This is a genomic window from Bacillus sp. FSL W8-1202 (assembly GCF_038006165.1).
Lineage (GTDB): Bacteria > Bacillota > Bacilli > Bacillales > Bacillaceae > Bacillus > Bacillus subtilis.
The window spans coordinates 221,623-237,816 of the sequence record NZ_JBBOUR010000001.1 but is presented as its reverse complement, the minus strand read 5'-3'; the positions used below and the strand labels follow the sequence as shown (position 1 = coordinate 237,816).

Genomic DNA, 16,194 nt, shown 5'->3' with positions numbered 1-16,194 from the left:
AGTGATGAAAAAGAAAAGTAGTCGTGTTTTTGATAAAAGAAATAACGTCACATTCTTCACAGGGACAGAATGGGAATGTATGGAGTTTGCATTAAAGAATTATCCTCATGAAAAATTCCCTCATGTTTTAATCGGTGTAAATGATGAAGAGGAAGAGGAGGGATCGGAATAATGCCTATAGAAGAATTAAACTCCTATTACTAATTGATTTGTTCACTAATTGAACAGGAATCACTCACAGGCCAAATTATCACAATTGACAGCGGACAGACGCTGTAAAGAAAGGGATGCGGGGAGATGCCATTTGTACAGATTCATTTACGGTCGGGAAGAAGCGAAGTGTGGCTTCAAAAACTGAGCAGGACTGTCCACCAATCGATGATTGAAGAAATCAATGTGCCGGAAGATGACTATTTCCAAGTCATCAGACAATATGAAAAAAGCGAATTTTTTTATGATCCATTTTATCTCCAAGTCGAGCGTACTGATGAACTGATATACATTCATTTTACACTGAAACAGTCAAGAACAACTGAACAGAAAAAAGCACTTTACCGCTCAATCGCGAGCCGGATTCATTCCGAGCTTGGTGTAAGAAAAGAAGATGTGTTTATCATGCTGGCCGGAAATCAGGCTGAGGATTGGTCTTTCGGAAATGGAAGAGCCCAGATGATTGAATAAAAAACCCCGCGGATTGATACCCGCGGGGTGCTCTATTAATGGGAAGGTGATTCAACGGCTTTTGCCGCCTTCTCTTTTTCTTGTTGGTCTTCCGCTTTCTTATTTGATAGCTTGATAGGTTTTAAGAACAAGGTGAATACGGCTCCGACTGCGATAAAGATCAGGCCCGTATAAAACACGCTGTGGAGCGAATCCATCAACGATGTTTTTAAAATCGGCACAATATGGGATGAGAAAGCCGCAGGGATTTGTTTGACCGCGTCCGGACTGAACAGTGATTGCAGCAGCCCTTGCGGATTTGTATCAATCATACCCTTTAGCTGGGCGGCAAACGAGCTTGCCTGTGCCGGAAGAGAGTCTAAATATGGAACCAATTTATCTGTTAATAGATTTCCTGATCTCGCATTCATGACGGCTCCCAGCATGGTAATGCCGAATGTTCCGCCGATAGAACGGAAGAATTGGCTGGATGAAGTGACAACTCCAAGCTCCTCCTTCGAAAAGCTTTCCTGTAAAGCCAATGTCAGAATCGGCATAACAAGACCCATTCCCAGACCAATAATCGCCATAAAAGATGTAGCGACAAGCTTGCTCGTGTCGAGATCCAATGTCGTTAACAGCAGGAATCCGCCGGCCATAACCAGCATGCCTGTAATGATTTGCGATTTAATCCCGATTTTATAAACAAGCTGTCCGCCGATGATACTTGTGATAATCATAGAAATCATCATCGGTGTCATAATTGTACCCGATTCAGACGCACTTACACCGACAATTCCTTGCATAAAGAAAGGAACAAACGTAATGGCGCCAAACATACCGATACTCATAAAGAAGCCGATCAAGTTTAGAAATGTAAATGTTCTGTTTTTAAATAAATACATTGGCAGGATTGGCTCTTTTGCTTTTGATTCTACGATGATAAAGCTGACAATGCCGATCAGTGCGAGAGCGAACAACCCAAGAATCTGCCATGAATCCCATGCATAATCTTTTCCGCCAAAGCTTAAGGCGAGCAGTAGGCTGACCACACCGACAATCATTGTGAAAATACCTGCGATATCGAAGTTGATCGGACCAGTCTGCTGGCGTCCCTGTAATCCTCTGGCAATAAAAATAACCGCAATAATTCCGACTGGCAGGTTAATATAGAAAACCCATTTCCAGTTTAACGAGTCTACAATCCAGCCGCCGATTTGCGGCCCAATCACTGAAGCCAGCCCGTAAATTGCGCCAAAGACACCTTGGAATTTAGCACGCTGTTTTCCTGTGAACAAGTCACCGATGACAATCATCGCCATCGGCATCATGATGCCTCCGCCGATTCCCTGCAGTCCACGGAAGATAATCAATTCCGTCATGTTGTTGGCCATTCCGCACAAAGCAGAAGCTGCCATGAAAATAATTAAACCTGATACATAGACAATGCGGCGTCCCAATAAATCAGCCAGTTTACCGGCAATTGGAACAATGGTTGTTGATGTTAACAAATATGCCGTTGTCAGCCAGGTCATCATGCTCAAACCGCCCAGATCACCGACAATTTTCGGCATGGCCGTTCCGACAATAGTACCGTCAAGGGCTGAAAAAAACATGGCAATAATTAAGCCTGTTATTAATAACGTTCGTTTTGATTGTTTGCCTTCTTTACTCATTTTCATCCGTTTCCTCTTTTCATGTTTTGCTTTTCATCCGTTTCTGCTGCTTGTGCGAGCTTTGCAGTAATATGCGCCGCCTGCAGCATTTCCTCCTCCGTCAAAAAGGAAAGGTAGCGCGCCATAATGGCCTTTCTGCCTGCCAAAACCTCCTCGAACTTTCTGTCTCCTTCGTCAGTAAGACTGAGATCAATCACTCGCCTGTCTTTTGTGTTGTGTGTTCTGGCGATAAGATTTTTTTGTTCAAGGCGATCTGCCATCAGCGTCACCGCGCTTGGCTTCACCTCCATACGCTCGGCAATTTCAGAAATTTTGAGGCTGCCGTGTTTCTTTAGGCTGGCCAGCACAAACAGCTGCGCTGGGGTGACACCTTGTTTCTCCATGCTTTCCAGCATTTCAGGCTGTATCTTTTGAAAGAGCGCCTGAAGCGATAATTGAATATCGGACATTAACTGATCCGCACTCTTCATATTCATTTCCCCTCTGTTACATACACTGTATATATATTTTAATGACAAAATAGTTAATGCTTATTAAATATAAATAAGCGTAAATGAAAAGTCAACTGATTTTACACAAAAAAAGGATAGATGCCCGAAAGAACATCGTATCCTTTTTACTGATATTGTTATTGCTGATAAGGAGACTGCTGCTGAATGGTCTGCTGGAATTTTTGATAGGACTGCTGCAGCTTTTGTGCATCCTCCGCTTCAACAGAATACCATCCATATTGGAACATGAGATCATATAGTTTTCTTTGCGCTTTTTGTGACTCATCAAAAATGGATTGAATATCCTGATAAAGAGACTCGTGGCTGAATTCGTGCAAAGCAGTGCAATAAGCTGTTGTCATGTATTTTTCGGTTGTCAGCAATTCGTTGACGAAATCTCTGTCATTCATTTCCGATGTTGTCGGTACAGGTGTCTGCGGGTTGCTGATTTTTTGATTTTGCTGATTCATTCTGGCGCCTCCTTATTGGATGTAGCCGGACTGCTGCTGGCCTGGCTGCAGGTGCTTTAATATTCTTTGATAGTGATCATGATGCATGTGTCCGACGCGGTCGAGTTCTTGCTTTAACGTTTGATCCTGGCACTGCTGCGCCATGAAATGCGCTTTTTTCATCGCGAGCAAATTCCAGTTCAGCATGTCATTGAGATACAAATGATCCTTTGTCGAAATAACGGAAGGCGGCATTTGAGATTGCTGCTGATTATCCATTGTGATCCTCCTTTGGTTTCTGTTCATTTTATAGTTTCCTTCAGACTGGGAGTTATATACAGGTGTTTTGAAGATGACGGCGGGAGGGAGTCGGATGTTGAGACATGTGTTTTTATTCTTATCTCAAAATAAAACACTTACCAAGTTCGCAAAAGCATACGGAACGCGGCTTGGAGCACGAAGGTTTGTCGCAGGGGATACGATTGAATCGGCGGTTAAGACCGTCAAAAGGCTAAACAGATCCGGTTTGTGTGCAACAATTGATTATTTAGGCGAGTATGCAGCTTCGGAAAAAGAAGCAAACCAAGTCGCAGAGGAATGCAAGAAAGCCATTCAAGCCATTGCCGAACATCAATTGAATTCAGAGCTTTCACTTAAGCTGACCTCAATCGGGCTCGATCTTTCAGAAGAACTTGCTCTTACTCATTTGCGCGCCATTCTTTCCGTTGCGAAGCAATATGATGTTGCTGTGACCATTGATATGGAAGACTATTCCCATTATGAACAGACACTTTCTATTTACAGGCAATGCAAACAGGAATTTGAGAAGCTCGGCACGGTCATTCAGGCGTATCTGTACCGGGCGGCAGAAGATATCAGAAAGATGCGGGACTTAAAGCCGAATCTCAGACTTGTAAAAGGCGCTTATAAAGAATCTCCGGCTGTAGCGTTTCCCGACAAAAGAGGAACGGACCTTCATTTTCAGAGCTTAATAAAGCTGCAGTTGTTAAGCGGGAACTACACGGCTGTCGCCACACATGACGATGACATCATTGCATTTACGAAACAGCTCGTCGCCGAACATCAAATCCCCGCGTCGCAATTTGAGTTTCAAATGCTATACGGCATCAGGCCGGAGCGTCAGAAGGAACTCGCCAAGGAAGGCTACAGAATGCGTGTGTATGTCCCATATGGAACGGACTGGTTCAGCTACTTTATGAGAAGAATTGCAGAACGGCCTGCCAATGCAGCGTTTGTGTTAAAAGGAATTTTGAAAAAGTGAAAGCAGCCGCGGGAAGCAGCTGCATTATGATTGTTCCATGTTATGTTTTTTATACTGCTGATTTTGACTTGTCCGTTTTCCGCCGCCGTAATGCTGAGTCGGACCGGCATCTCCCTTTACGCTCGCCGCGCTGACTGCCGCTGAAGACGGATTTTTTTTCTCTCGTACCATTCCCTTCACCTCCGGGCTTAAGTTGCCCGACTTTTATAGGCTTCATACAAAAAAATAACAAATTAGCTATTGAAGTCGAACCGGAAATCTTTTAAGATGAAAGAAGAAACGGGTTTCATTTTTTTAGTCAAAAAATGAATGACTATTCATTCAATGTTCAAGGGGGATATCTCATGCACAAACACATTCGGAAGGCAGCCGTTTTAGGATCGGGGGTAATGGGTTCCGGGATTGCGGCGCATTTGGCTAACATCGGAATTCCTGTCCTGCTGCTAGATATTGTGCCGAACGATTTGACAAAGGAAGAGGAAAAAAGGGGGCTGACGAAGGACAGTCCGGAGGTGCGCAGCAGGCTGAGCCGGCAGGCGGTGAAAAAACTGCTGAAACAAAAGCCCGCTCCCCTCACATCAGCGAAAAATACCTCCTATATTACACCTGGCAATCTGGAGGATGATGCAGAAAAACTGAAAGAAGCAGATTGGATTATTGAGGTCGTTGTCGAAAACCTTGAAGTCAAAAAGAAAATTTTCGCTCTTGTGGATGAACATCGAAAGACTGGAAGCATCGTCTCAAGCAACACATCCGGCATATCAGTGCAGGAAATGGCTGAAGGCCGGTCGGATGATTTTAAAGCCCATTTTCTCGGAACGCATTTTTTTAATCCCGCACGCTATTTAAAGCTGCTGGAGATCATTCCGATTAAGGAAACGGATCCTGATATTTTAAAGTTTATGACAGCTTTCGGAGAAAATGTCCTCGGGAAAGGCGTTGTTACAGCAAAGGACACACCGAACTTTATCGCAAACCGAATCGGGACTTACGGGCTTCTCGTGACAGTCCAAGAAATGCTGAAAGGCGGTTATCAGGTCGGGGAGGTTGATTCGATCACAGGACCGCTGATCGGCAGGCCGAAAAGCGCCACCTTTAGAACGCTTGATGTGGTCGGCCTCGATACATTCGCCCACGTTGCCCGAAATGTGTTTGACAAAGCTGATGGCGATGAAAAAGAAGTGTTTCGCCTTCCAAGCTTCATGAACGATATGCTGGAAAAAGGGTGGATCGGAAGCAAGGCCGGCCAAGGCTTTTATAAAAAAGAAGGAAAAACGATTTATGAGCTTGACCCAGTGACGCTTACTTACGGCGAGCGGACAAAAATGAAATCACCGGCACTTGAAGCGGCAAAACAGGCAAAAGGGACAAAAGCCAAAATGAAAGCGCTTATTTATTCGGATGACAGAGCCGGCCGATTGCTGTGGAATATCACATCTCAAACCCTGCTTTACTCAGCCGAGCTGCTTGTCGAGATTGCCGATGATATTCATGCGATTGACCAAGCCATGAAGTGGGGATTCGGCTGGGAACTGGGCCCTTTTGAAATGTGGGATGCCATCGGCCTCAAGCAGTCAGCGGAAAAGCTTGAGCAGCTTGGAGCAGATATGCCTGGCTGGATAAAAGAGATGCTGGATAAAGGAAATGAAACCTTCTACATCAAAGAGAACGGAACGGTATTTTATTATGACCGCGGCGAATACAGAGCCGTGAAAGAAAACAAAAAACGAATTCATTTACAAGCACTTAAAGAAACAAAAGGCGTGATTGCGAAAAACAGCGGAGCAAGCTTAATTGACCTTGGAGATGATGTGGCCCTTCTTGAATTTCATTCGAAAAGCAATGCGATTGGTCTCGATATCATTCAGATGATCCACAAAGGATTAGAGGAAACAGAACGGAATTACAAGGGGCTTGTCATCGGCAATCAAGGGAAAAATTTCTGCGTCGGCGCGAATCTCGCCATGATCTTAATGGAAGTCCAAGACGACAACTTTTTGGAAGTTGATTTTGTGATACGCCGTTTTCAGGAGACGATGATGAAAATCAAATACAGCGCGAAACCGGTCTTCGCCGCGCCATTTGGCATGACGCTCGGCGGAGGAACGGAAGTATGCCTGCCGGCGGCGCGCATTCAAGCGGCAAGCGAAGCCTATATGGGACTTGTGGAATCCGGTGTCGGCCTCATCCCTGGCGGAGGAGGTAACAAAGAGCTGTACATCAACCATCTTCGCCGCGGCCTTGATCCGATGAATGCGGCAATGAAAACATTTGAAACGATTGCGATGGCGAAAGTGTCCGCTTCCGCTCAAGAGGCTCGTGAGATGAACATCTTAAAAGAAACGGATCAGATCAGCGTGAATCAAGACCACCTGTTATACGATGCGAAGCAGCTGGCCGTATCTTTATACGATACCGGCTGGCGGCCGCCTGTAAAAGAAAAGGTCAAGGTGCCGGGAGAAACCGGTTATGCGGCACTCTTGCTTGGCGCTGAGCAGATGAAGCTGTCCGGCTATATATCTGAGCATGATTTCAAGATCGCGAAAAAACTCGCTTATGTCATTGCGGGCGGAAAAGTGCCGTTTGGTACAGAGGTTGATGAAGAGTATTTATTGGAGATCGAAAGAGAAGCGTTTTTGAGTTTGGCAGGAGAGGCAAAATCTCAAGCGAGAATGCAGCATATGCTTGTGAAAGGTAAACCTTTACGGAATTAGGAGGGAGCTTATGAAAGAGGCAGTCATTGTGTCAGGTGCAAGAACACCGGTTGGAAAAGCAAAAAAAGGATCGTTGGCCAGCGTTCGCCCGGATGATTTGGGAGCGATTTGTGTAAAAGAGACGCTGAAACGGGCAGGCGGCTACGAAGGCAATATTGACGATTTGATTATTGGCTGTGCAACGCCTGAAGCGGAGCAGGGGCTTAATATGGCGAGAAATATCGGTGCGCTCGCGGGCCTGCCGTACACAGTTCCGGCGATTACAGTTAACCGTTATTGCTCTTCAGGCCTTCAGTCTATTGCATATGCAGCAGAAAAAATTATGCTGGGCGCCTACGATACAGCGATCGCCGGCGGAGCAGAATCCATGTCGCAAGTTCCGATGATGGGGCATGTTACCCGTCCGAACCTTGCTTTGGCAGAAAAGGCACCAGAATATTATATGAGCATGGGACACACAGCCGAGCAAGTCGCGAAAAAATACGGCGTCTCCCGTGAGGATCAAGACGCGTTTGCCGTTCGCAGCCACCAAAACGCTGCTAAAGCCCTTGCAGAAGGAAAATTTAAAGATGAAATTGTACCCGTAGAAGTGACGGTGACAGAAATCGGAGAAGACCATAAGCATATGGAAAAACAGTTTGTGTTTTCTCAGGATGAAGGTGTTCGCCCGCAAACGACTGCAGACATCTTATCGACATTGCGCCCGGCGTTTTCCGTTGACGGGACGGTGACTGCGGGCAATTCCTCGCAGACAAGTGACGGAGCGGCGGCTGTCATGCTGATGGACCGGGAAAAAGCCGATGCTCTTGGCCTGGCGCCGCTTGTGAAATTCCGCTCCTTTGCCGTAGGCGGCGTGCCGCCGGAAGTGATGGGAATCGGACCGGTGGAAGCGATTCCGCGCGCTTTGAAGCTTGCCGGACTTCAGCTGCAGGACATCGGCTTGTTTGAACTGAATGAAGCTTTTGCCTCACAGGCCATTCAAGTAATCAGGGAATTGGGAATTGATGAAGAAAAGGTGAATGTCAACGGGGGCGCAATCGCGCTTGGACACCCGCTTGGCTGTACGGGCACGAAGCTTACACTCTCACTCATCCATGAAATGAAACGGAGAAATGAGCAATTTGGAGTCGTGACCATGTGTATCGGCGGCGGGATGGGAGCGGCCGGTGTATTTGAATTATGCTAAAGGGGGAAAAACAAATGGCAAAAAAAACGGCTGAAGTACAAAAAGGCGGCGGATTTTTAATCGAGGATGTCACATACGATCAAATGTATACACCGGAGGATTTCACTGACGAGCATAAAATGATTGCGAAAACAACGGAGGATTACATCGAGCAAGATGTTCTCCCTCATATAGATGATATCGAAAACCACCAATTCGAGCATTCTGTCAGACTGTTGAAGAAAGCGGGCGAACTAGGGCTGCTTGGCGCCGATGTGCCGGAAGAATACGGAGGACTCGGTCTTGATAAAATCAGCTCGGCACTCATCACTGAGAAATTTTCGCGTGCGGGAAGCTTTTCTCTTTCTTATGGCGCGCATGTCGGTATCGGTTCCTTGCCGATCGTCTTTTTCGGATCAGAAGAACAAAAGAAAAAATATTTGCCTGGACTCGCTTCAGGCGAAAAGATCGCCGCTTATGCTCTGACTGAGCCTGGCTCTGGGTCTGATGCACTTGGAGCAAAAACAACAGCTGTGCTGAATGAAGCAGGAACCCATTATGTATTAACAGGGGAAAAACAGTGGATTACCAACTCTGCTTTTGCCGATGTATTTGTGGTTTACGCCAAGGTAGACGGCGACAAGTTTTCAGCCTTTATTGTAGAAAAAGAGTTCCCGGGTGTCTCCACGGGACCGGAAGAAAAGAAAATGGGAATCAAGGGATCATCGACAAGAACTCTCATTCTGGATCAAGCTGAAGTGCCAAAGGAAAACCTGCTCGGAGAAATCGGCAAAGGGCATGTCATCGCCTTTAATATTTTAAACATCGGCCGTTACAAACTGGCGGTTGGCACAATCGGCGCATCTAAACGCGTCATCGAGCTGTCTGCGGCATACGCAAATCAGCGCCGCCAATTTAAAACGCCGATTGCTGGTTTTTCATTAACACAGGAAAAAATCGGGACAATGGCCTCAAGGCTGTATGCGATGGAAAGCTCTGTATACAGAACCGTCGGGCTGTTTGAAGACAATATGAGCCAGTTCACGGCCGAAGATCTCAAGGACGGCCGGCAAATCGCCAAATCGATTGCGGAATACGCCATCGAATGCTCTCTGAATAAGGTATTCGGCTCTGAAACGCTTGATTATATCGTTGATGAAGGCGTGCAGATTCATGGAGGCTACGGCTTTATGCAGGAATACGAAGTAGAAAGGGCCTATAGGGATTCAAGGATCAATCGGATTTTTGAAGGCACAAACGAAATCAACCGGTTAATCGTGCCAAGCACCTTCCTGAAAAAAGCGCTTAAAGGCGAGCTGCCTTTATTCGAAAAAGCGCAGTCGCTGCAGGAAGAACTCATGATGCTTATGCCTGAAGAGCCTGGAAGCGGCGTCTTAGAGCAGGAGAAATATATCGTCAAGCAAGCCAAAAAAATTGCGTTGTTTGCTGCCGGCCTAGCCGCGCAAAAATACGGAAAAGCGATCGATCGTGAGCAAGAAATTCTCGTGAACGTAGCGGATATCGTCAGCAATGTATACGCAATGGAATCAGCCGTGCTCAGAACGGAAAAGGCCATTGCCGCACAAGGCGCTGAAAAAGCAGCGCAAAAGGTGCTGTACACAGAAATTTTCGTTCAAGAGGCCTTTAACGAAATTGAAGCGCATGCGAAGGAATCCCTTATCGCAATGGAAGAAGGAGATTCACTCCGCATGATGCTTTCCGCTCTGCGCAAGCTGACACGCGTAACGCCTAAAAATGTGATTCAGAAAAAACGCGAGGCGGCGGCAGGCATTTTTGAGGCTGAGAAATATACTGTCTGATTGGCCAAGAGCTCCGCATGCGCGGAGCTCTTTTTTAAGAAGCACTGTTTTAGGTTTTTAAAACAAACTGTGTTAAAATAACCTCGATTATTTTATTGAGGGGGAAGAAGATGTCGTTAACTTTTTACTGGTACCCTAAATGCGGAACGTGCCGCAAAGCAAAGAAGTGGCTTGAAGAGCATGGGAAGAAAATAAACGAAATACATATTGCTGAGCAGCCGCCAAGCAAAGAAGAATTAAAAGCGCTTTATGAAAAAAGCGGGCTGGATCTCAAGAAATTTTTCAACACGAGCGGCATGAAATACCGCGAGCTCAATCTCAAGGAAAAGCTGTATCACATGTCAGAGGACGAACAGCTCGAGCTGCTGGCTTCAGATGGTATGCTGATCAAACGCCCGCTTACAACAGACGGCGAAAAAGTGACTGTCGGATTTAAAGAAGACCAATTTGAAGAAAACTGGGCTTAATGTAAATTTTTTTTGAAAAGTGTGGTATCTTCTTATTGTAGTGCTGTAAAAAATGGAGGGATTCAATTGAGCATACCAAAAGATTTGCGTTACTCAGGAGAACACGAGTGGGTAAAAGTTGAAGGAGAAAAAGCCAGAATCGGAATTACGCATTTTGCCCAGTCCGAACTAGGCGACATCGTGTTTGTCGAACTTCCTGAAGTGGGCGCTGAAATCAAAGCGGACGAGCCATTCGGCAGTGTTGAATCCGTTAAAACGGTATCTGAGCTTTATGCACCGATTAACGGAACGGTTGTGGAAGTAAACGAAGATCTTGATGACAGTCCGGAATTCGTCAACGAATCTCCGTACGAAAAAGCATGGATGATCGTCGTTGAGCCATCTGACGCTTCTGAAATTGAAAAACTGATGACAGCAGAGCAATACGAAGAGATGACACAAGAAGACTAAAACAGGATAGCCGTACAAGCAATTGGACACGCTAACGTTATGGGAGGTGTCCAATATGGCTTTCGACAAACAAAAGCTCGATGTCACCAATGACGTGACAGGCCGCTTTCAAAATGGCCGGCTCTCGTTATATCATGATAATGAGATGATCGGCCAAATGACAAGCATGAATGAATATGAGCTTAAGTCCGGTTATTCCTTTGAAAATGAGAAATTTTATAAGACAGCCGATGTGGTCTCTGGAGACGACGCAAAATATGTAGATTGTGACTACGAAAACGGCTGGTGTTAATGTTGGCGGTGAATTTCACTGCCTTCTTTTACAATCTGAACGTTTCAAATTTGACGCGGCAGGTGAAGAAGATGAAGATGGATGAGCTGGAAAAGGTAATGATTGTCGAGGGGAAATCAGATAAAGAGAAAATCGAAAGCGTCCTGAATGAACCGGTGCGCATTATCTGCACAAACGGAACAATCAGCCAGCTGAGGCTCGAGGAATTGGCTGACGAGCTTTATGATAAAGACGTCTATATATTAGTTGATGCTGATGAATCAGGTGAGAAATTGAGAAAACAGCTGAAGCGTGAATTTAATGAAGCCTGCCATCTCCATATCGACAGAGCCTATAAGGAAGTAGCGGCTGCGCCCAGGCACCATGTCGCCTCTGTATTGCTGCGTGCGAATCTGAATGTCCATACTATTTTTCTTGAAAGAAAGTCCCGAGGTGTATAGCATGAAAGAACTCCAAGAACACGAACTCGATCACATTGAAGATGATGTGTACCTTCTATATTTATATACTCCGTTTTGCGGCACCTGCCAGCTTGCAAGCAAAATGCTGACAGTGGTGAAAGAAATGCTGCCGGCTGTCGCCTTCTATCAAAACAATGTCAATTACTCTCCGACATTCGCAAAAGCGTATCAAATTGAAAGCGTCCCTTGTTTTCTGCTGTTTAAAGGCGGAAAGATGGTCGAAAGAGGATATGCATTTCATTCCGTTTCTTATTTATATGAGCTGATCAAACAAAAATCATCTTCCGCATCCCATTTATGACATATTTCTCAGCATATCCAATGAAATTGTCGTTCGTTTTATAAAGGGGTTCTTGCGACAAAGAGAGAAATGTGTATGTATGACCAACAAATAGGAGGTTGTACATATGGAGAAAGCGGAAGTTTTAGAGGATGAGTATCAGCATCTGTTTTTAAAACCCCTTTTGAATGCCTCAACATTGCTCATTACCTTCCAAGGAGAAGCAGAAGCCTTAACCGTCTCAATAAACGAACAGGGAGAAATGAAAAAAGTTTCTCCGCCCCAAACGTCCAACCTGACCTTTTACGGAAACCAAACGGAAATTATTGATTTATTGCACGGAGACATTTCCCTTCAGCACCTGATTCAGAGCGGAAGCCTCAAAGTAAAGGGGTCATTCAGGGCCCTGTTAAAACTGGAAGCCATTCTCTGGCTGACAAATGGATTTTTTCAGAGGATTATAAAAAATTAAAAAATAATAAATTATTATAATAGTAAAAGTTGACATCATTTATTTTATTGACATTTAATCATTCGCCGTGCTATTCTACATTAAGAATTTCCGGACGAAAAAGACTATATATTTCTCTTATCAAGAGAGGTGGAGGGAAGTGCCCTATGAAGCCCGGCAACCATCAACACTGTTGAAATGGTGCCAATTCACACGAAGCGTTCAGCTTTGAAAGATGAGAGAAAGGCATTTTATATAAGCCTTTCTGCTCAAGTGTGCAGAAAGGCTTTTCTTTTGCAGAAAAAACCGGAAGATTTCTTAGAATAGTGTTAAGGCAGGTGATTGCTTTGATCAATCTTCAGGATGTTTCAAAAGTTTACAAGTCGAAACATGGAGATGTCAATGCTGTCCAAAACGTCTCGCTTTCCATTAAAAAAGGTGAGATTTTTGGAATTATAGGATATAGCGGAGCTGGTAAGAGTTCCTTAATCCGTCTGCTGAACGGCCTTGAGAAACCAACCTCAGGAACCGTGGAAGTGGCGGGAACCAAGATTAATGAAGTAAATGGACGCGGTTTAAGAAAAGCACGCCATGAGATCAGTATGATTTTCCAGCATTTCAATTTGCTTTGGTCGCGGACTGTCAGAGATAATATCATGTTTCCTTTGGAAATTGCCGGGGTGAAAAAGAGCGAGCGGATCAAGCGCGCCAATGAACTGATTAAACTGGTAGGTTTAGAAGGAAAAGAAAAATCATATCCGTCCCAGCTGAGCGGCGGGCAGAAGCAGCGTGTCGGAATTGCCAGAGCGCTTGCAAACAATCCGAAGGTTCTTCTTTGTGACGAAGCGACATCAGCATTAGATCCGCAAACGACAGATTCAATTCTGGATCTATTGTCCGATATTAATGAAAGACTCGGTTTGACGATTGTGCTGATTACGCACGAAATGCATGTCATCCGCAAAATCTGCAACAGAGTCGCCGTCATGGAAAACGGCAAGGTGGTCGAAGAAGGCGAGGTTCTCGATGTCTTTAAAAATCCAAAGGAACAAATGACAAAACGATTTGTTCAGCAGGTGACAGAGCCGGAAGAAACGAAAGAGACGCTTCAGCACCTTCTTGATGATACAGCATCAGGAAAAATGGTTCAGCTCACATTTGTCGGTGAGTCAGCTGAACAGCCTCTGATTACAGAGATGATCAGAAACTTCAATGTCAGCGTCAATATTCTGCAAGGGAAAATTTCGCAGACGAAGGATGGGGCTTACGGTTCACTGTTCATCCACATTGACGGGGACGAGGAAGAAGTGCAAAACGTGATCCGATTCATTAATGACAAACAGGTGAAAGCAGAGGTGATCACGAATGTTTGAAAAATACTTCCCGAACGTTGATTTAACTGAATTATGGAACGCGACATATGAAACACTTTATATGACGCTGATTTCTTTACTGTTTGCTTTTGTCATCGGGGTCATCCTCGGCTTGCTGCTCTTTCTGACGAGCAAAGGAAGCCTCTGGCAGAATAAAGCGGTCAACTCTGTGATTGCGGCCGTTGTTAACATATTCAGATCGATTCCGTTCCTTATTTTAATTATTTTACTATTAGGTTTTACGAAATTTTTAGTCGGCACGATCTTAGGGCCAAACGCCGCATTGCCGGCGCTGGTAATCGGCTCGGCACCATTTTACGCGCGCCTTGTTGAAATCGCGCTGCGTGAGGTGGATAAAGGTGTGATTGAAGCCGCTAAATCAATGGGCGCGAAAACGTCTACGATTATTTTCAAAGTGCTGATTCCGGAATCAATGCCTGCTCTTATTTCTGGCATTACGGTTACTGCCATCGCTTTGATCGGCTCAACGGCAATTGCCGGAGCCATTGGTTCAGGAGGCCTTGGAAACCTTGCGTACGTAGAAGGATATCAGTCTAATAACGCTGATGTTACCTTCGTTGCTACTGTGTTTATTTTAATCATCGTGTTTATTATTCAAATCATCGGTGATCTAATAACAAATATTATAGACAAACGATAAGGGAGGATTTACATTGAAAAAGCTATTTTTGGGTGCATTACTGCTTGTATTTGCAGGAGTTATGGCTGCCTGCGGTTCGAATAACGGCGCTGAATCCGGCAAGAAAGAAATTGTCGTTGCGGCAACGAAAACACCGCATGCGGAAATTTTAAAAGAAGCTGAACCATTGCTGAAAGAAAAAGGCTATACGCTGAAAGTGAAAGTTCTTAGTGATTATAAAATGTACAATAAAGCTTTAGCTGATAAAGAAGTGGACGCGAACTACTTCCAGCACATTCCTTACCTTGAGCAAGAAATGAAAGAAAACACAGATTACAAACTTGTGAATGCCGGCGCTGTTCACTTAGAGCCATTCGGTATTTACTCTAAAACATACAAATCACTGAAAGACCTTCCAGACGGTGCGACAATCATTCTGACAAACAACGTTGCTGAACAAGGCCGTATGCTTGCAATGCTTGAAAACGCTGGATTAATCACTCTTGATTCTAAAGTGGAAACAGTTGACGCAACATTGAAAGACATTAAGAAAAACCCGAAAAACCTTGAATTCAAAAAAGTGGCGCCTGAATTAACGGCAAAAGCATATGAAAACAAAGAAGGAGACGCGGTCTTCATCAATGTAAACTATGCGATCCAAAATAAATTAAATCCTAAAAAAGACGCGATTGAAGTAGAATCAACGAAAAACAACCCATACGCTAACATCATCGCAGTAAGAAAAGGCGAAGAAGATTCTGCAAAAATCAAAGCGCTGATGGAAGTTCTTCACTCTAAAAAGATCAAAGACTTCATCGAGAAAAAATACGACGGAGCTGTGCTTCCTGTATCTGAATAAGACTGAAACCCCGGATGAGAATTCCGGGGTTCAATTATTGACAAGGCCCTAAAACGATATTCGTTTTAGGGCTTTGTCATCTTTTCAGCGTGATTGAAAACCCTTGAAGTCTAGGAAGGCCGAGCATTGGAGCGGAGCGAATGTTGCAATTCGTGAGCACCAACGCGCAGGTCTGACAACGAATGCGAGGGTTTGCTGACACGGTGAAACCCCGGATGAGAATTCCGGGGTTTTTTCGCGTATTTTCCTAAAAGCTGTTCATAATAAAAAGGAATGTTAAACAGAATGAGGGATTTACTTTGAATCAAGACAGAGGAAGCATGCAGGACGCGCTCAAACAATATAAACATGGTTTAGGTACATTTGAACAAAAGATGCCGCTGATGGGAAGAAAATTTAACGAATTTACTGAACAGTGCTTTGCCGGGAATTCTCTGACTGAAAGAGAAAAACAGCTGATCGCCCTCGGAATTGCCATCAATGCTCAGGACGAATATTGCATGATCTATCATACAAAAGGCTGTCTCGATCAGGGAGCGACAGAAGAAAACATTCTCGAAGCCGTCAGTGTGGCAGCGGCATTTTAAGGCGGCGCGGCTTTCAGCCAAGGCGTGACAGTCGTTCAACAGTGCATTGAGGAATTCGGAAACACCACGCATTAAGA

20 protein-coding genes, 1 pseudogene and 1 riboswitch are annotated in these 16,194 nt (G+C 44.8%); of the genes and pseudogenes, 16 read left to right on the top strand and 5 right to left on the bottom strand.

The window, feature by feature from the left end; translation table 11 throughout:
- Position 1 precedes the first annotated feature (1 nt).
- Both NSQ09_RS01275 and NSQ09_RS01270 read left to right on the top strand, forming a co-directional pair.
- Positions 2 to 172 carry a hypothetical protein gene (locus NSQ09_RS01275; protein ID WP_157680843.1) on the top strand — a complete coding sequence of 57 codons (171 nt, stop codon included), beginning with the start codon at positions 2 to 4 and terminating at the stop codon, positions 170 to 172.
- Between the two features lie 125 nt (positions 173 to 297).
- A complete protein-coding gene (locus NSQ09_RS01270; protein ID WP_326131784.1) occupies positions 298 to 681 on the top strand; it encodes a tautomerase family protein in 384 nt (127 codons plus the stop codon).
- Positions 682 to 716: 35 nt separating this feature from the next.
- On the opposite strand, the gene mdtP is transcribed toward NSQ09_RS01270, so the two are convergent.
- The 4 genes from mdtP to NSQ09_RS01250 form a co-directional block, all read right to left on the bottom strand.
- Positions 717 to 2,342, bottom strand: coding sequence for a multidrug efflux MFS transporter MdtP (gene mdtP, locus NSQ09_RS01265; RefSeq protein ID WP_017697184.1), 1,626 nt, complete (start codon positions 2,340 to 2,342; stop codon positions 717 to 719).
- Positions 2,339 to 2,806 (bottom strand): MarR family transcriptional regulator MdtR, encoded by a 468-nt coding sequence (mdtR, locus tag NSQ09_RS01260; protein WP_014480800.1) that lies wholly within the window; start codon positions 2,804 to 2,806, stop codon positions 2,339 to 2,341. The genes mdtP and mdtR overlap by 4 nt, the downstream gene beginning before the upstream one ends.
- Positions 2,807 to 2,964: 158 nt before the next feature.
- Complete coding sequence (locus NSQ09_RS01255) at positions 2,965 to 3,297, bottom strand: spore coat protein (protein ID WP_003222766.1); 333 nt, start codon at positions 3,295 to 3,297, stop codon at positions 2,965 to 2,967.
- Positions 3,298 to 3,309: 12 nt separating this feature from the next.
- Positions 3,310 to 3,555 carry a hypothetical protein gene (locus NSQ09_RS01250; protein WP_003228567.1) on the bottom strand — a complete coding sequence of 82 codons (246 nt, stop codon included), beginning with the start codon at positions 3,553 to 3,555 and terminating at the stop codon, positions 3,310 to 3,312.
- Positions 3,556 to 3,649: 94 nt separating this feature from the next.
- Between NSQ09_RS01250 and NSQ09_RS01245 the strand changes: the two genes are divergently transcribed.
- Complete coding sequence (locus NSQ09_RS01245; protein ID WP_033884683.1) at positions 3,650 to 4,558, top strand: proline dehydrogenase family protein; 909 nt, start codon at positions 3,650 to 3,652, stop codon at positions 4,556 to 4,558.
- A gap of 24 nt (positions 4,559 to 4,582) precedes the next feature.
- Here NSQ09_RS01245 and NSQ09_RS01240 read toward each other — a convergent pair whose 3' ends face one another.
- The gene (locus NSQ09_RS01240) at positions 4,583 to 4,729 is read right to left on the bottom strand and encodes a YuzL family protein (protein WP_003240817.1); all 147 of its coding nucleotides are present in this window, start codon (positions 4,727 to 4,729) and stop codon (positions 4,583 to 4,585) included.
- 173 nt (positions 4,730 to 4,902) lie between these two features.
- Here NSQ09_RS01240 and NSQ09_RS01235 point away from each other — a divergent pair, with 173 nt between their 5' ends.
- The 13 genes and pseudogenes from NSQ09_RS01235 (at position 4,903) to NSQ09_RS01175 (ending at position 16,192) form a co-directional block, all read left to right on the top strand.
- Positions 4,903 to 7,272, top strand: a complete 2,370-nt coding sequence (locus NSQ09_RS01235) for a 3-hydroxyacyl-CoA dehydrogenase/enoyl-CoA hydratase family protein (protein WP_341030436.1) — start codon at positions 4,903 to 4,905, stop codon at positions 7,270 to 7,272.
- Positions 7,273 to 7,282: 10 nt separating this feature from the next.
- Positions 7,283 to 8,458: an acetyl-CoA C-acetyltransferase gene (locus NSQ09_RS01230; protein WP_326043333.1), complete on the top strand. Its 1,176-nt coding sequence runs from the start codon at positions 7,283 to 7,285 to the stop codon at positions 8,456 to 8,458.
- 14 nt (positions 8,459 to 8,472) lie between these two features.
- Positions 8,473 to 10,257: an acyl-CoA dehydrogenase FadE gene (gene fadE, locus NSQ09_RS01225; RefSeq protein WP_017697188.1), complete on the top strand. Its 1,785-nt coding sequence runs from the start codon at positions 8,473 to 8,475 to the stop codon at positions 10,255 to 10,257.
- 110 nt (positions 10,258 to 10,367) lie between these two features.
- Positions 10,368 to 10,724, top strand: a complete 357-nt coding sequence (locus NSQ09_RS01220; RefSeq protein WP_095843926.1) for an arsenate reductase family protein — start codon at positions 10,368 to 10,370, stop codon at positions 10,722 to 10,724.
- A 66-nt stretch (positions 10,725 to 10,790) separates the two neighbouring features.
- On the top strand, positions 10,791 to 11,174 hold the full coding sequence (gcvH, locus tag NSQ09_RS01215; protein ID WP_003222781.1) for a glycine cleavage system protein GcvH: 384 nt from the start codon (positions 10,791 to 10,793) through the stop codon (positions 11,172 to 11,174).
- Between the two features lie 55 nt (positions 11,175 to 11,229).
- A complete protein-coding gene (locus tag NSQ09_RS01210; RefSeq protein ID WP_003228581.1) occupies positions 11,230 to 11,466 on the top strand; it encodes a YusG family protein in 237 nt (78 codons plus the stop codon).
- Between the two features lie 77 nt (positions 11,467 to 11,543).
- Positions 11,544 to 11,906: a toprim domain-containing protein gene (locus tag NSQ09_RS01205; RefSeq protein ID WP_015483668.1), complete on the top strand. Its 363-nt coding sequence runs from the start codon at positions 11,544 to 11,546 to the stop codon at positions 11,904 to 11,906.
- A 1-nt stretch (position 11,907) separates the two neighbouring features.
- Positions 11,908 to 12,228 (top strand): thioredoxin family protein, encoded by a 321-nt coding sequence (locus tag NSQ09_RS01200; RefSeq protein WP_017697190.1) that lies wholly within the window; start codon positions 11,908 to 11,910, stop codon positions 12,226 to 12,228.
- A gap of 106 nt (positions 12,229 to 12,334) precedes the next feature.
- Positions 12,335 to 12,679, top strand: a complete 345-nt coding sequence (locus tag NSQ09_RS01195; protein ID WP_015251269.1) for an SCP2 sterol-binding domain-containing protein — start codon at positions 12,335 to 12,337, stop codon at positions 12,677 to 12,679.
- A 114-nt stretch (positions 12,680 to 12,793) separates the two neighbouring features.
- A riboswitch (SAM riboswitch) is annotated at positions 12,794 to 12,900 on the top strand.
- A 105-nt stretch (positions 12,901 to 13,005) separates the two neighbouring features.
- On the top strand, positions 13,006 to 14,031 hold the full coding sequence (gene metN / locus NSQ09_RS01190; protein WP_003242531.1) for a methionine ABC transporter ATP-binding protein MetN: 1,026 nt from the start codon (positions 13,006 to 13,008) through the stop codon (positions 14,029 to 14,031).
- Positions 14,024 to 14,692, top strand: a complete 669-nt coding sequence (gene metP, locus NSQ09_RS01185; protein WP_003228593.1) for a methionine ABC transporter permease MetP — start codon at positions 14,024 to 14,026, stop codon at positions 14,690 to 14,692. The genes metN and metP overlap by 8 nt, the downstream gene beginning before the upstream one ends.
- Before the next feature lie 13 nt (positions 14,693 to 14,705).
- Positions 14,706 to 15,530, top strand: a complete 825-nt coding sequence (gene metQ, locus NSQ09_RS01180; protein WP_003228595.1) for a methionine ABC transporter substrate-binding lipoprotein MetQ — start codon at positions 14,706 to 14,708, stop codon at positions 15,528 to 15,530.
- Positions 15,531 to 15,850: 320 nt separating this feature from the next.
- A pseudogene (locus tag NSQ09_RS01175) lies at positions 15,851 to 16,192 on the top strand (carboxymuconolactone decarboxylase family protein).
- Positions 16,193 to 16,194 lie beyond the last annotated feature (2 nt).

Bases quoted from the DNA above. Each gene is read 5' to 3' on its own strand.
- NSQ09_RS01250 (WP_003228567.1), bottom strand. From the start codon at position 3,555: ATGGATAATCAGCAGCAATCTCAAATGCCGCCTTCCGTTATTTCGACA.
- NSQ09_RS01245 (WP_033884683.1), top strand. From the start codon at position 3,650: ATGTTGAGACATGTGTTTTTATTCTTATCTCAAAATAAAACACTTACC.
- NSQ09_RS01220 (WP_095843926.1), top strand. From the start codon at position 10,368: ATGTCGTTAACTTTTTACTGGTACCCTAAATGCGGAACGTGCCGCAAA.
- NSQ09_RS01205 (WP_015483668.1), top strand. From the start codon at position 11,544: ATGGATGAGCTGGAAAAGGTAATGATTGTCGAGGGGAAATCAGATAAA.
- NSQ09_RS01210 (WP_003228581.1), top strand. From the start codon at position 11,230: ATGGCTTTCGACAAACAAAAGCTCGATGTCACCAATGACGTGACAGGC.
- mdtP (WP_017697184.1), bottom strand. From the start codon at position 2,342: ATGAAAATGAGTAAAGAAGGCAAACAATCAAAACGAACGTTATTAATA.
- NSQ09_RS01255 (WP_003222766.1), bottom strand. From the start codon at position 3,297: ATGAATCAGCAAAATCAAAAAATCAGCAACCCGCAGACACCTGTACCG.
- NSQ09_RS01270 (WP_326131784.1), top strand. From the start codon at position 298: ATGCCATTTGTACAGATTCATTTACGGTCGGGAAGAAGCGAAGTGTGG.
- NSQ09_RS01235 (WP_341030436.1), top strand. From the start codon at position 4,903: ATGCACAAACACATTCGGAAGGCAGCCGTTTTAGGATCGGGGGTAATG.
- metP (WP_003228593.1), top strand. From the start codon at position 14,024: ATGTTTGAAAAATACTTCCCGAACGTTGATTTAACTGAATTATGGAAC.
- NSQ09_RS01240 (WP_003240817.1), bottom strand. From the start codon at position 4,729: ATGGTACGAGAGAAAAAAAATCCGTCTTCAGCGGCAGTCAGCGCGGCG.
- NSQ09_RS01230 (WP_326043333.1), top strand. From the start codon at position 7,283: ATGAAAGAGGCAGTCATTGTGTCAGGTGCAAGAACACCGGTTGGAAAA.
- NSQ09_RS01200 (WP_017697190.1), top strand. From the start codon at position 11,908: ATGAAAGAACTCCAAGAACACGAACTCGATCACATTGAAGATGATGTG.
- NSQ09_RS01195 (WP_015251269.1), top strand. From the start codon at position 12,335: ATGGAGAAAGCGGAAGTTTTAGAGGATGAGTATCAGCATCTGTTTTTA.
- fadE (WP_017697188.1), top strand. From the start codon at position 8,473: ATGGCAAAAAAAACGGCTGAAGTACAAAAAGGCGGCGGATTTTTAATC.
- mdtR (WP_014480800.1), bottom strand. From the start codon at position 2,806: ATGAAGAGTGCGGATCAGTTAATGTCCGATATTCAATTATCGCTTCAG.